The sequence below is a fragment of the Haloferax sp. KTX1 genome (assembly GCF_902410085.1).
GTDB lineage: Archaea > Halobacteriota > Halobacteria > Halobacteriales > Haloferacaceae > Haloferax > Haloferax massiliensis.
In genome coordinates this window covers 1-475 of the sequence record NZ_CABPRH010000130.1, presented here as the reverse complement: position 1 = coordinate 475, position 475 = coordinate 1, and the positions used below count along the sequence as shown (strand labels likewise).

The window sequence follows — 475 nt, the reverse complement described above, 5'->3', positions numbered from 1 at the left end:
ACCTCCGCCAGCGTATCCTGTACGAGGACGAGAACCCGTTCCTCGCCGAGCAGTTCGAGCAAGTCGACGGCGGCGACGAGATGCGACAGGACATCGCCGACGACGAGCCGGCCATCATTCTGACCACCTCCGGGATGGTCACCGGCGGCCCCGTGATGTCCTGGCTCCGACTGCTGGGCAGCGACCCGGACAGCACGATGGCCTTTGTCGGCTATCAGGCCGAGGGGACGCTCGGTCGCCAGATCCAGCGCGGCCAGGACGAGATTACCTTGGGCGATACGAGCGGGCCACGCGCCGAGCGGGTGAGCCTCAGGCTCAACGTGGAGACGGTCGATGGCTTCTCCGGCCACGCCGACCGACAGGGACCGGAAAACTTCGTGAAGACGATGAACCCCCGACCCGAGAAGATCCTCTGTGTCCACGGCGACGAATCCGCGACACAGGACCTCTCCTCGTCGCTGTACCACGACCAGAA

Annotated in this window: 1 protein-coding gene; it reads left to right on the top strand. The window is 65.5% G+C overall.

Translation table 11 applies throughout. The features are described from left to right. The coding region (locus FY251_RS21125) for an MBL fold metallo-hydrolase RNA specificity domain-containing protein (protein WP_305037593.1) at positions 1 to 475 on the top strand (475 nt) is incomplete at both ends.